At 62.7% G+C, this 12,248-nt stretch carries 11 protein-coding genes; 9 read left to right on the top strand and 2 right to left on the bottom strand.

All coding sequences use genetic code 11. From position 1 onward, the window contains the following. Nucleotides 1-45 precede the first annotated feature (45 nt). From CXQ81_RS06805 to CXQ81_RS06790, 4 genes are read left to right on the top strand one after another with little or no spacing between them, the layout of a single operon-like run. Nucleotides 46-1,056 carry an ABC transporter permease subunit gene (locus tag CXQ81_RS06805; RefSeq protein WP_007927028.1) on the top strand — a complete coding sequence of 337 codons (1,011 nt, stop codon included), beginning with the start codon at nucleotides 46-48 and terminating at the stop codon, nucleotides 1,054-1,056. Between the two features lie 11 nt (nucleotides 1,057-1,067). Next, nucleotides 1,068-1,994: an ABC transporter permease subunit gene (locus CXQ81_RS06800; RefSeq protein ID WP_007927027.1), complete on the top strand. Its 927-nt coding sequence runs from the start codon at nucleotides 1,068-1,070 to the stop codon at nucleotides 1,992-1,994. Between the two features lie 10 nt (nucleotides 1,995-2,004). Further along, the gene (locus CXQ81_RS06795; RefSeq protein WP_009042158.1) at nucleotides 2,005-2,973 is read left to right on the top strand and encodes an ABC transporter ATP-binding protein; all 969 of its coding nucleotides are present in this window, start codon (nucleotides 2,005-2,007) and stop codon (nucleotides 2,971-2,973) included. Next, on the top strand, nucleotides 2,973-3,944 hold the full coding sequence (locus CXQ81_RS06790) for a peptide ABC transporter ATP-binding protein (protein WP_101336838.1): 972 nt from the start codon (nucleotides 2,973-2,975) through the stop codon (nucleotides 3,942-3,944). The genes CXQ81_RS06795 and CXQ81_RS06790 overlap by 1 nt, the downstream gene beginning before the upstream one ends. Nucleotides 3,945-4,061: 117 nt before the next feature. Here CXQ81_RS06790 and CXQ81_RS06785 read toward each other — a convergent pair whose 3' ends face one another. Then, complete coding sequence (locus tag CXQ81_RS06785) at nucleotides 4,062-4,322, bottom strand: hypothetical protein (protein ID WP_007927024.1); 261 nt, start codon at nucleotides 4,320-4,322, stop codon at nucleotides 4,062-4,064. A gap of 582 nt (nucleotides 4,323-4,904) precedes the next feature. On the opposite strand from CXQ81_RS06785, the gene CXQ81_RS31000 reads away from it, so the two are divergent. Then, nucleotides 4,905-5,906 carry a fimbrial protein gene (locus tag CXQ81_RS31000; protein ID WP_157832237.1) on the top strand — a complete coding sequence of 334 codons (1,002 nt, stop codon included), beginning with the start codon at nucleotides 4,905-4,907 and terminating at the stop codon, nucleotides 5,904-5,906. 170 nt (nucleotides 5,907-6,076) lie between these two features. Here CXQ81_RS31000 and CXQ81_RS06775 read toward each other — a convergent pair whose 3' ends face one another. Further along, nucleotides 6,077-7,660, bottom strand: a complete 1,584-nt coding sequence (locus CXQ81_RS06775) for a peptide chain release factor 3 (RefSeq protein WP_101336836.1) — start codon at nucleotides 7,658-7,660, stop codon at nucleotides 6,077-6,079. Between the two features lie 520 nt (nucleotides 7,661-8,180). Between CXQ81_RS06775 and CXQ81_RS06770 the strand changes: the two genes are divergently transcribed. From CXQ81_RS06770 to CXQ81_RS06755, 4 genes are read left to right on the top strand one after another with little or no spacing between them, the layout of a single operon-like run. Continuing rightward, a complete protein-coding gene (locus CXQ81_RS06770) occupies nucleotides 8,181-8,897 on the top strand; it encodes an ABC transporter permease (protein WP_101336835.1) in 717 nt (238 codons plus the stop codon). A gap of 20 nt (nucleotides 8,898-8,917) precedes the next feature. Further along, nucleotides 8,918-9,811: a glycine betaine ABC transporter substrate-binding protein gene (locus tag CXQ81_RS06765; protein ID WP_101336834.1), complete on the top strand. Its 894-nt coding sequence runs from the start codon at nucleotides 8,918-8,920 to the stop codon at nucleotides 9,809-9,811. Between the two features lie 14 nt (nucleotides 9,812-9,825). Next, complete coding sequence (locus tag CXQ81_RS06760; RefSeq protein WP_101336833.1) at nucleotides 9,826-10,479, top strand: ABC transporter permease; 654 nt, start codon at nucleotides 9,826-9,828, stop codon at nucleotides 10,477-10,479. After that, on the top strand, nucleotides 10,476-11,633 hold the full coding sequence (locus CXQ81_RS06755) for a betaine/proline/choline family ABC transporter ATP-binding protein (RefSeq protein WP_062823682.1): 1,158 nt from the start codon (nucleotides 10,476-10,478) through the stop codon (nucleotides 11,631-11,633). The genes CXQ81_RS06760 and CXQ81_RS06755 overlap by 4 nt, the downstream gene beginning before the upstream one ends. The last annotated feature ends 615 nt before the right edge of the window (nucleotides 11,634-12,248 follow it).

Raw genomic sequence — 12,248 nt, 5'->3', positions numbered from 1 at the left:
AGGGGTGCCGGACACGCCTAACCGGCTGATGAGGTACACCAGAAGATGTTTAGTTTTATTGCCCGCCGTGTGGGGTTGTTGATTCCCACATTCTTCGGCATCACCTTGCTGACGTTCGCATTGATTCGCATGATTCCCGGCGATCCCGTGGAAGTCATGATGGGCGAGCGCCGGGTCGACCCTGAGATGCATGCCCAGGCAATGGAACGCCTTGGTCTGAACAAACCGCTGTATGCCCAGTACCTGGACTACATCGGCAAACTCGCCCAGGGCGACCTGGGTGAATCCCTGCGTACTCGCGAGAGTGTGTGGAGCGAGTTCACCTCCCTGTTCCCGGCGACCCTGGAACTGGCCTCGGCCGCGATGCTGTTCGCTGCCGTGATCGGCCTGCTGGCCGGGGTGATCGCCGCGCTGAAACGAGGATCCCTGTTCGACCACGGGGTGATGGGCATCTCCCTTGCCGGCTATTCGATGCCGATCTTCTGGTGGGGCCTGATCCTGATCATGTTCTTCTCCGTGAGCCTGGGCTGGACCCCGGTTTCCGGGCGGCTCGACCTGCTCTACGACATCGAGCCGAAAACCGGCTTCATGCTCATCGACACCCTGCTGGCCGATGACACCGGCGCCTTCTTCGATGCCCTGCACCACCTGATCCTGCCGGCCATCGTGCTTGGCACCATTCCGCTGGCGGTGATCGCGCGGATGACCCGTTCCTCGATGCTCGAAGTGCTGCGCGAAGACTACATCCGCACCGCCAAGGCCAAGGGCCTGTCGCCGGCGCGCGTGGTGTTCGTACACGGCCTGCGCAACGCGCTGATCCCGGTGCTGACCGTGGTCGGCCTGCAAGTCGGCACCCTGCTGGCCGGCGCGGTCCTGACCGAAACCATCTTCTCCTGGCCCGGCATCGGCAAATGGCTGATCGAAGCCATCGGCGCCCGGGACTACCCCGTGGTGCAGAACGGCATCCTGTTGATCGCCTGCCTGGTGATCCTCGTCAACTTCGTGGTGGACATCCTCTACGGCTTTGCCAACCCACGCATTCGTCACCAGCGCTGAGGACAATACTCATGAGCACTCCAACCTCCTCAGTAGCCGTATCCGCCGTGGCCGTGGATCAAAGCCTGCTGTACCCGTCGCCGTACAAGGAATTCTGGCAGGCCTTCTCGCGCAACAAGGGCGCGGTGGCCGGCCTGCTGTTCATGCTGCTGGTGATTTTCTGCGCGATCTTCGCGCCCTGGGTCGCCCCGCATAACCCGAGCGAGCAATACCGCGACTTCCTGCTGACCCCGCCGGTCTGGCTCGAAGGCGGCCAATGGCAGTTCATCCTCGGCACCGACGAACTGGGCCGCGACCTGCTGTCGCGCCTGATCACCGGTTCGCGCCTGTCGCTGCTGATCGGCCTGTCGTCGGTGGTCATGTCGCTGATCCCGGGCATCCTCCTGGGCCTGTTCGCCGGCTTCTTCCCGCGCCTGCTCGGCCCGACCATCATGCGTCTGATGGACATCATGCTGGCCCTGCCGTCCCTGCTGCTGGCCGTGGCGATCGTCGCCATCCTCGGCCCAGGCCTGATCAACACCGTGATCGCCATCGCCGTGGTATCGCTGCCGTCCTACGTGCGCCTGACCCGCGCCGCGGTGATGGGCGAGCTCAACCGCGACTACGTGACCGCCGCGCGCCTGGCCGGTGCCGGCCTGCCGCGCCTGATGTTCATCACCGTGCTGCCCAACTGCATGGCGCCGCTGATCGTCCAGGCGACCCTGAGCTTCTCCTCGGCGATTCTCGATGCCGCGGCCCTGGGCTTCCTCGGCCTTGGCGTCCAGCCGCCCACCCCTGAGTGGGGCACCATGCTGGCCTCGGCCCGCGACTACATCGAACGCGCCTGGTGGGTGGTGAGCCTGCCCGGCCTGACCATTTTGCTCAGCGTGCTGGCAATCAACCTGATGGGCGACGGCCTGCGCGACGCGCTGGACCCGAAACTCAAGAACGCCGCCTGAGGAGATTCCCATGTCACTGCTAGAAATCAAGAATCTCAACGTGCGCTTCGGCGACGCCCAGGCCGTTCCCGTGGTGGATGGCCTGGACCTGAACGTGGACAAGGGCGAAGTCCTGGCCATCGTCGGCGAATCCGGCTCCGGCAAGTCCGTGACCATGATGGCGCTGATGGGGCTGATCGAGCATCCCGGCATCGTCACCGCCGACGCCCTCAGCTTCGACGGCAAGGACATGCTCAAGCTCAGCGCCCGGCAACGCCGGCAGATCGTCGGCAAGGACCTGGCCATGGTGTTCCAGGACCCGATGACCGCGCTGAACCCGAGCTACACCGTGGGCTTCCAGATCGAGGAAGTGCTGCGCCTGCACCTGAAGATGTCCGGCAAGGCGGCCCGCAAGCGCGCCATCGAACTGCTGGAAAAAGTCGAGATCCCGGGCGCCGCCAGCCGCATGGACGCCTACCCGCACCAACTCTCCGGCGGCATGAGCCAGCGCGTGGCGATTGCCATGGCGATTGCCGGCGAGCCGAAGCTGCTGATCGCCGACGAACCGACCACCGCCCTGGACGTGACCATCCAGGCGCAGATCATGGAGCTGCTGCTCAACCTGCAACGCGAGCAGAACATGGGCCTGGTGCTGATCACCCACGACCTGGCGGTGGTCGCCGAGACCGCCCAGCGCGTGTGCGTGATGTACGCCGGGCAAGCGGTGGAAGTGGGCCAGGTGCCGGAGTTGTTCGACATCCCGGCCCATCCCTATACCGAAGCGCTGCTGGCAGCGATTCCCGAGCACAGCATGGGTGCCGCGCGCCTGTCGACGTTGCCGGGCATCGTTCCCGGTCGCTACGACCGTCCGCAAGGCTGCCTGCTCTCGCCGCGCTGCCCGTACGTGCAGGAAAACTGCCGCCAGCAGCGTCCAGGCCTCGACCCGAAAGCCGCCAGCCTCGCCCGCTGCTTCTATCCGCTGAATCAGGAGGTGGCGTAATGGCCGTCGTTCTTACCGCCCGCAACCTGACCCGTCACTACGAAGTGTCCCGCGGCCTGTTCAAGGGCCATGCGACCGTGCGCGCCCTCAACGGCGTGTCGTTCGAGCTGGAAGCCGGCAAGACCCTCGCCGTGGTCGGCGAGTCCGGCTGCGGCAAATCCACCCTGGCCCGGGCCCTGACCCTGATCGAAGAACCGTCTTCCGGCTCCTTGAAAATCGCCGGCCAGGAAGTCGCCGGCGCCGACAAGGCCCAGCGCAAGCAACTGCGCAAAGACGTGCAGATGGTGTTCCAGAGCCCCTACGCCTCGCTCAACCCACGGCAGAAGATCGGCGATCAACTGGCCGAGCCGCTGCTGATCAACACCCAACTGTCGGCCAGCGAGCGGCGGGAAAAGGTCCAGGCGATGATGAAGCAGGTGGGCCTGCGCCCCGAGCATTATCAGCGCTACCCGCACATGTTCTCCGGCGGCCAGCGCCAGCGTATCGCCCTGGCGCGGGCGATGATGCTGCAACCGAAAGTGCTGGTGGCGGACGAACCGACCTCGGCCCTCGACGTGTCGATCCAGGCCCAGGTGCTGAACCTGTTCATGGACCTGCAGCAGGAGTTCAACACCGCCTATGTGTTCATCTCCCACAACCTGGCGGTGGTGCGTCACGTCGCCGACCACGTGATGGTGATGTACCTCGGTCGGCCGGTGGAAATGGGCCCGAAAGAGGACATCTACACCCGTCCGCTGCACCCCTACACCCAGGCGCTGCTGTCGGCCACGCCGACCATTCACCCGGACCCGGACAAGCCGAAGATCAAGATCGTCGGCGAATTGCCCAACCCGCTGAACCCGCCATCCGGCTGTGCGTTCCACAAGCGCTGCCCATACGCCACCGAGCGTTGCAGCAACGAAGAGCCGGCCCTGCGCCTGCTCGACACCCGCCAGGTGGCCTGCCACTACGCCGAGCAGTTCCTCGGCTGAGCCGGCAAAAAAAGGCGCCGCGGTGACCCGCGGCGCCTCACTCGTGTTGACCAAACCCCATCTGCCGGATTGCGCATCAGTCCGGCAGGAGGGGTTTCTTTTTTCCGCCAGCCTGGCTCAGCCCTGGCTAGCCTCGTCATCACTGTCGGGATCCGGCTCGTCGGTGGTCGAATCGTCATCGCCCTCGCTACCACCCTGTCCCTGATCGCCCGGCTCGGATTCCGACTTGGCGATCATCTGCACCCCGTTCTGCAAATGCCCCGGCCCCCAGAAACCCGGCACCCGTGCGGCCTGGTCGCCGGCCCAGGCCGCGGACATGCCCAGCGACAACAGCACCAGCACCTTGAGTAACAGCACACCCCGTTGGAAGACATTCATGTTGATTCCGTCCCTTTATGTAGGTGAATCAATGATGGCCACAGGCCCTGACCTGCAAGACGCGGCTTCGTATGAAACCTAGCCCCTGAAACCTAGCCCCGAAGCCGGCGCTTTTCCAGATAGGAAGCTAGCTATCCGCCCACTGGATAGACGGCTTTCGACTAGGCCTTAAAACCTGCGGTTATGCCCCGCGTCCGCAGGAGCTGCCGGTCGACGCTCGATTGATCGCGATGGGCTGCGCAGCAGCCCCAAAACCTGCCACCGCCGTTCTGCCGGGGAAAATTCATTGCCCGAACGGACATCATCGCGGGCAAGCCTCGCTCCTACGGGGAGAAGGCGTCGCAGCAGCAATGGAAATACTCGCGCAAAACCAGGACCTGCGCGCAGGCATATCAGATTCATCTGATTCATCGATATGCCCGGGATCGATAACATTCCTTCCCCCGGCTGAAACTTATCCACAACACCATCGAGCCCTATCGTCGAGCAGAACACTCAGCAGAGCAGGCTAATCGAACCTCTGCTCAAGGAACGGCAGGGAAAGCCCTGCCCCGCTCACTTTCGCGACCAGACAGGTACCCCATGCTCTTCAAGAAAATGTTATCGGCATTGGTTCTGGTTACCACGCTAGCCGGAGCCCATTCGGCTTTTGCCGCATGTAGCTGGTGGAATCAGCCGCCAGCTAAGATCACGACCCCTCCCCTGGCAGGCACCACTAGCTTGTCCCCGGCACCTATCGGCCAGGCCATGGCATCGCAGAAAATCAGTTTTTACTCTGGCAATGCCGAGATCGTGTACTGTGCAACCGGCGATAAATGGGGCATGAACCTGAATGTCTCTGGCCTGGAATCTGCCGGGTTGCCCAATGTGTACAAGACCAATGTTGAAGGCGTCGGAATAAGAATCGGCTTTGACAGCCCACGCAATGGGACCTGGGGGAGCGTCAAATACCCCCCGTTTGAGTCTCAAACCTATCCGAATTGGTTATATCCCCTTCCTTCCCAAGTGGTCATTGACTTTATCCGCACCGGCACCGCGGTGGGCAAGGGGCCGATCTCATTCAACTTCAGCGCCTATTTCCAGGCAACCGGTTTAACCCCGATCAATATTGTCGGTACGAACCTGAAGACCGAAGTGGTCAATAACATCTACTTCAGCGCCTGCGAAGCACAGGTCAAGAGCCTCATCGTCCCCATGGGGAAAGTCGCCTCCGCCAATATCCGTACAGGCAACACCCAGGCGCAGAACTTCAATTTGAACGTGTACTGCAAGGGCCTGCGCCCCACCCAGCCGGCGCCGGTCAAGATCTATTTCCAGGGCGCCACCACCAGCGATGGCCTGCTCAAGTTCAACGATGCCGGGCAAAGCCATGTCGCCAGCGGCGCGGCCATCGAACTCACCAATGGCAAGGGCACCCGGCTTCCCTTCACCCCGAGCCAGGCCCTCAACCTCGACTGGCAGCAGAGCCAACCCGACGCCGAGGTCTACCATTTTGCTGGCCAGGCCCGTTACGTCCCGAGCGGTGGCGAGGTGAAAGCCGGTAAAGCCGATGCGGTGGTCAGTTACGTGCTGGTGTACAACTGAGCCGGATCCCGCCCAGCGGCCCCAAAACCTGCCACCGCCGCTCTGCCTGAAAAAATTCATTGCCCGAACCGGCGCTTTCGCGGGCAAGCCTCGCTCCTACAACTGCATAGGGACATAAAAAAGCCCCGCTGTTTGGCAGCGGGGCTTTTGCTTGGGGCGTCGCTCAGACCTTAGTGATGCTCGCGGGTCGCGCGGAATTTCACGTCGGGCCAGCGCTCTTCCATCAGCGCCAGGTTGACCCGGGTCGGGGCCAGGTAGGTCAGATGACCGCCACCGTCCAGTGCCAGGTTTTCCACGGCCTTGTTGGAGAATTCCTCGAGTTTCTTCTTGTCGCTGCAATCGATCCAGCGCGCGGACCACACGGTGATCGGCTCGTAGGAGCACTCGACCTTGTATTCCTCTTTCAGGCGGCTGGCGACCACATCGAACTGCAGCACACCGACGGCGCCGAGGATGATGTCGTTGCTGCGCTCGGGGAAGAACACCTGGGTCGCGCCTTCTTCGGCCAGCTGTTGCAGGCCCTGGCGCAGTTGCTTGGATTTCAGCGGGTCCTTCAGGCGCACGCGGCGGAACAGCTCCGGGGCGAAGTGCGGGATACCGGTGAAGCCCAGGGCCTCGCCTTCGGTGAAGGTGTCGCCGATCTGGATGGTGCCGTGGTTGTGCAAGCCGATGATGTCGCCGGCGTAGGCTTCTTCGAGCTGTTCACGCTCGGAGGAGAAGAAGGTCAGCGCATCGCCGATGCGCACGTCCTTGCCGGTGCGCACGTGGCGCATCTTCATGCCTTTCTCGTACTTGCCCGAGCAGATGCGCATGAAGGCGATACGGTCGCGGTGCTTGGGGTCCATGTTCGCCTGGATCTTGAACACGAAGCCTGTGAACTTCTCTTCCTGCGGCTCCACGGTGCGCTCGTTGGCCACGCGCGCCAGCGGCAGCGGCGCCCAGTCGACAACCGCGTCGAGCACGTGGTCGACACCGAAGTTGCCCAGGGCGGTACCGAAAAACACCGGGGTCAGCTGGCCGTCCATGAACGCCTGCTGGTCGAACTCATGGCAGGCGCCCTGCACCAGCTCCAGCTGCTCGATGAAGCGTTCGTACTCGTCGCCCAGGTGGGCGCGGGCTTCATCGGAATCGAGCTTCTCGATGATCTTGGTTTCGGTGCGCTCGTGGCCGTGGCCGGGGGTGTAGACGATGATGTAGTCGCCCGCCAGGTGGTACACACCCTTGAAATCGCGGTAGCAACCGATCGGCCAGGTGATGGGCGCCGCCTTGATTTTCAGGACCGCTTCGATTTCGTCGAGCAGTTCGATTGGGTCGCGGATGTCACGGTCGAGTTTGTTGATGAAGCTGACGATCGGCGTGTCGCGCAGACGGCAGACTTCCATCAGGGCAATGGTCCGTGGCTCTACGCCCTTACCGCCGTCGAGCACCATCAGCGCCGAGTCCACCGCGGTCAGGGTGCGGTAGGTGTCTTCCGAGAAGTCTTCGTGGCCCGGGGTGTCGAGCAGGTTGATCATGTGTTCGCGATAAGGGAACTGCATGACCGACGTGGTAATGGAAATACCGCGCTGCTTCTCCATCTCCATCCAGTCGGAAGTGGCGTGGCGGTCGGACTTGCGGGACTTCACCGTACCGGCAACGGCAATCGCCTTGCCCATCAGCAAGAGCTTCTCGGTGATGGTGGTTTTACCCGCATCCGGGTGGGAAATAATGGCGAAAGTGCGGCGTTTCGCGACTTCGGCGGCCTGTTTGGTCATGGGAAATCGCCTGGCAGGTGATTCAAAAAAAGGGCGGCGAGTATAGCGCAAAGCAAGCTCCACGGACCACCGTTCGGCCCTCGCCCCTGCAACCCTTGCCCTGTAGCCGCTGCCGAGCAGCGCGAGGCTGCGATTGGCCCGGGCGGCATTGCGATGCGCTCTGTCAGGTATACCGAGGGGGCAGGTTTTGCGACGGCTGCGCCGCCGATCGCAGCCTCGCTGCGCTCGGCAGCGGCTACAGATGCCAGGCATCAGAGATATCGGAGTTATGGGATGGAGGGTGGCCAAACGCTGCCAAATATGGAACCTTTTAAAAGGTGGAGGCGTCCACTCCCCTGTTACGAGCATTCGTCAGGGGTAGAAAAATCAGCAAGTTAGCCTGACGAGGCTATGCGTATGGCTCGATCCCGCGCTGTTTCCAGCGCAGCGACGAGCTGCTTCTCGCGACCGTTCTTTTGGCAGCCAGGTATGGCCTTGCCACACGAAAGAATGCTCGCCGACATGAAAAAGGAGTCCGCCTGTGGCTATTCGCTATGGCAAAGGGCTGATAGGAGGCGCGGCGGTCATCGCTCTCCTGGCCCTGCTGGTCCACTGGATCGGCATCAGTACGATCGAACACTACCGCGACGATCTGTTGTTTTACCTGCAAGCCCATCTGTACCTGGTACTCGCTTCAATGTTCGCCGCCCTCGTGGTGGGGATACCCGCCGGCATCTTCCTCAGCCGACCGCAGATGGTCGGGCGTGCCGAGCGCTTCATGCAGGTGTTCAACATCGGTAACACCGTCCCTCCCCTGGCCGTCCTGGCCATCGCCCTGGGGATCCTCGGCATCGGCAGCGGGCCGGCCATCTTCGCCTTGTTCCTCGCCTCCTTGCTGCCCATCGTGCGCAACACCTACGAAGGCCTGAAAAACGTCCAGGGTTCCCTCAAGGAAGCCGCCGTCGGCATCGGCATGACGCCGCGCCAGGTGCTGTGGAAAGTCGAGCTGCCCAACGCCGTGCCGATCATCGTCGGTGGCGTGCGCGTGGCCCTGGCGATCAACGTCGGTACCGCGCCGCTGGCCTTCCTGATCGGCGCCAACAGCCTTGGCAGCCTGATCTTCCCCGGCATCGCCCTGAACAATCAGCCGCAACTGCTGCTCGGCGCGGCCTGCACCGCCTTGCTGGCGCTGCTGCTCGACGGCCTGGTGACACTGGCCAGCCGCCTCTGGCTGGAACGCGGCCTGCGCCCGTCTTAAGCCTGCGCGAAGGAATTCACATGAAAAAAATAGCTTTGATCATAGGCTGCGTCCTGCTGTGCGCAGGAATTGCCCAGGCCGCGCAAAAACCGGTGATCCGCATCGGCGCCCGGGTCTTCACCGAGCAGACACTGCTGGCGGAAATCACCTCGCAGTACCTGCGCGGCAAGGGCTACGACACCCGGGTCACCGGCGGCCTGGGCAGCAACCTGGCACGCAGCGCCCACGAAAGCGGGCAGTTGGACATGCTCTGGGAATACACCGGAGTGTCCCTGGTGGCGTACAACCACGTGACGGAAAAACTCGACAGCCAACAGTCCTATGAGCGGGTCAAGGAACTCGACGGGAAAAAAGGCCTGGTCTGGCTGACCCCGTCGAAATTCAGCAATACCTACGCCCTGGCCCTGCCGAAAAACGTCGCGGACGCATACCCGCAGATCAACAGCGTCAGCGACCTGAAACACGTCCTCGACGCCGAACGCCAGGACCACCACCTGATCGCCCTGGACACAGAGTTCGCCAACCGCTCCGACGGCCTGCAAGGCATGGTCAAGCTGTACGGCATGGACCTGACCCGCAAGAACATCCGGCAGATGGACGCCGGGCTGGTCTACACCGCCCTGCGCAACGGCCAGGTGTTCGCCGGCCTGGTCTACACCACCGACGGCCGGCTCAATGCCTTCAACCTGAAATTGCTCAACGACGACCTGCATTACTTCCCGGACTACACCGCGGCCCCCGTGGTGCGCCAGGCCTACCTCGACGCCCACCCGCAACTGGCCGCCGACCTCAAGCCACTGGCCGAACTGTTCGACGACGAAACCATGCGCCAGCTCAACGCCCGGGTCGACGTCGACCATGAAAGCCCATCCGCCGTTGCCGCAGATTTCCTGCACCAGCATCCACTGAATTGAGGGAGGAAAGAGCCATGGAATTTCTCAACGCCTTTTCCCATCTCGACTGGCAGCAAGTCATCCAGCTGACCTGGCAGCACATCACCCTGGTGGGCATCGCCGTGACCCTGGCGATCCTCTTCGGCGTGCCCCTGGGCATCCTGATGACCCGCTTCCCGAGCCTGGCCGGGCCGCTGCAAGCCAGCGCCACCGTGCTGCTGACCATTCCGTCGATTGCCCTGTTCGGCCTGCTGCTGCCGTTCTACTCCAAATTCGGTCTGGGCCTGGGGCCGCTGCCGGCGATCACCGCGGTGTTTCTCTACTCCCTGCTGCCGATCATGCGTAACACCTACCTGGCGCTGACCGGCGTCGAGCCGGGGATTCGCGAAGCGGCCCGCGGCATCGGCATGACCTTCGGCCAGCGCCTGCGCATGGTCGAGTTGCCGATCGCCGTGCCGGTGATCCTCGCCGGCGTGCGTACCGCGGTGGTGATGAACATCGGCGTCATGACCATCGCCGCCACCATCGGCGCCGGCGGCCTGGGTGTGCTCATTCTTGCTTCCATCAGCCGCAGCGACATGTCGATGCTGATCGTCGGCGCGGTGCTGGTCAGCCTCCTGGCCATCTTCGCCGACCTGCTTCTGCAATGGCTGCAACGTTCGCTGACTCCAAAAGGACTGCTCAAATGATCGAACTTCAAAACCTGACCAAGACCTTCCAAAGCAACGGCAAGACCATCACCGCCGTTGACTCCGTAAGCCTGACCGTCAATGAAGGCGAAATCTGCGTGTTCCTCGGGCCATCGGGTTGCGGCAAAAGCACCACGCTGAAAATGATCAACCGCCTGATCAAACCGACCTCAGGCAAGATCCTGATCAATGGCGAAGACACCACCGATCTGGACGAAGTGACCCTGCGCCGCAACATCGGCTACGTGATCCAGCAGATCGGCCTGTTTCCCAACATGACCATCGAGGAAAACATTGTGGTGGTGCCCAAGCTGCTGGGTTGGGACAAGCAGAAATGCCATGACCGCGCCCGCGAGCTGATGAGCATGATCAAGCTCGAGCCCAAGCAATATCTGCATCGCTACCCACGGGAACTGTCCGGCGGCCAGCAACAGCGGATCGGCGTGATCCGCGCGCTGGCGGCCGATGCGCCGTTGCTGCTGATGGACGAACCTTTCGGCGCGGTCGACCCGATCAACCGCGAGATGATCCAGAACGAGTTCTTCGAAATGCAGCGGGCGCTGAACAAGACCGTGATCATGGTCAGCCACGACATCGACGAGGCCATCAAGCTCGGCGACAAGATCGCCATCTTCCGCGCCGGCAAGCTGTTGCAGATCGACCACCCGGACACCCTGCTGGCCCATCCGGCGGACGAGTTCGTCAGCAACTTCGTCGGCCAGGACAGCACCCTCAAGCGCCTGCTGCTGGTGAAGGCCGAGGACGCCGCCGACAACGCGCCGTCGGTGAGCCCGGAAACGCCGGTGGCCGACGCCCTGGAACTGATGGACGAACACGACCGCCGCTACCTGGTGGTGACCTGCGCCGACAACAAGGCCCTGGGGTATGTACGCCGCCGCGACCTGCACCGCCAGGCCGGCACCTGCGCCCAGTACCTGCGCGAATTCAACGCCACCGCGGCCTACGACGAACACCTGCGGATCCTGCTGTCGCGGATGTACGAGTTCAACCGTTCGTGGCTGCCGGTGCTGGATGCCGAGCGGGTGTTCCTCGGCGAAGTGACCCAGGAATCGATTGCCGCCTACCTCAGCTCCGGCCGCTCGCGCGGCATGAAGACCAACATCGTCTCGCCGGCCGAGACAGCATTGGCCTGACCTGCCGCATCGGCCCGATCTTGTAGCCGCTGCCGAAGAATGAGGCTGCGATCGGCCGCAAAGCGGCCGTGCCCCCCTGCCCTCGGTGCCCTGATATACCGAGGTGCCGGGTCTGCGCCTGCTTCGCAGTCGATCGCAGCCTCGTACCTCGGCAGCGGCTACAGTGCCTCGCGACACCAGCCCGCACTCGACCGGGAACCGGGCGCCTCACGCCACGGATTCCCCACCCTGGGGAACATCAGCCTGTCATCTGGGTCGGTTACATAAATGACTGGCTCGGACCACGCGACGAACGCGTGCAAAAACGCGACATTTTTTGTTGATCTCAGGCCCCTCACGCCCTAAAGTTCGCGCCGAACGTCCATGCTGGAAACGATCCATCCGGCTCAAGTACTGACGACGAGACAGCAAGGCCATAGGGAAACCTTTTGCAGATCGTTTGAGAGCGTAGCGAGCGCAGGCAAGACAAGGCGGGAAGAGGCGAGGAAGCGGAGTTTACTGGTTGTAAATGAGCATTCCGAGCTTCTTCCCAACGCAGTATTGCTCGCGTAGCGCCGAAGGCGCACAGCACGCAGTAGCTCTCAAACGATCCGGGTGGCCTTTTTGCTTTCGGCG

This window comes from Pseudomonas sp. 09C 129 (assembly GCF_002843625.1).
GTDB lineage: Bacteria > Pseudomonadota > Gammaproteobacteria > Pseudomonadales > Pseudomonadaceae > Aquipseudomonas > Aquipseudomonas chlororaphis.
Note: the sequence above shows the minus strand (reverse complement) of the source record. Positions and strands in the feature narration are given on the sequence as shown.

What these genes read in the sequence shown, in the direction of transcription:
- CXQ81_RS06805 (WP_007927028.1), top strand. Translation starts at nt 46, where the DNA reads ATGTTTAGTTTTATTGCCCGCCGTGTGGGGTTGTTGATTCCCACATTC.
- CXQ81_RS06800 (WP_007927027.1), top strand. Translation starts at nt 1,068, where the DNA reads ATGAGCACTCCAACCTCCTCAGTAGCCGTATCCGCCGTGGCCGTGGAT.
- CXQ81_RS06795 (WP_009042158.1), top strand. Translation starts at nt 2,005, where the DNA reads ATGTCACTGCTAGAAATCAAGAATCTCAACGTGCGCTTCGGCGACGCC.
- CXQ81_RS06790 (WP_101336838.1), top strand. Translation starts at nt 2,973, where the DNA reads ATGGCCGTCGTTCTTACCGCCCGCAACCTGACCCGTCACTACGAAGTG.
- CXQ81_RS06785 (WP_007927024.1), bottom strand. Translation starts at nt 4,322, where the DNA reads ATGAATGTCTTCCAACGGGGTGTGCTGTTACTCAAGGTGCTGGTGCTG.
- CXQ81_RS31000 (WP_157832237.1), top strand. Translation starts at nt 4,905, where the DNA reads ATGCTCTTCAAGAAAATGTTATCGGCATTGGTTCTGGTTACCACGCTA.
- CXQ81_RS06775 (WP_101336836.1), bottom strand. Translation starts at nt 7,660, where the DNA reads ATGACCAAACAGGCCGCCGAAGTCGCGAAACGCCGCACTTTCGCCATT.
- CXQ81_RS06765 (WP_101336834.1), top strand. Translation starts at nt 8,918, where the DNA reads ATGAAAAAAATAGCTTTGATCATAGGCTGCGTCCTGCTGTGCGCAGGA.
- CXQ81_RS06760 (WP_101336833.1), top strand. Translation starts at nt 9,826, where the DNA reads ATGGAATTTCTCAACGCCTTTTCCCATCTCGACTGGCAGCAAGTCATC.
- CXQ81_RS06755 (WP_062823682.1), top strand. Translation starts at nt 10,476, where the DNA reads ATGATCGAACTTCAAAACCTGACCAAGACCTTCCAAAGCAACGGCAAG.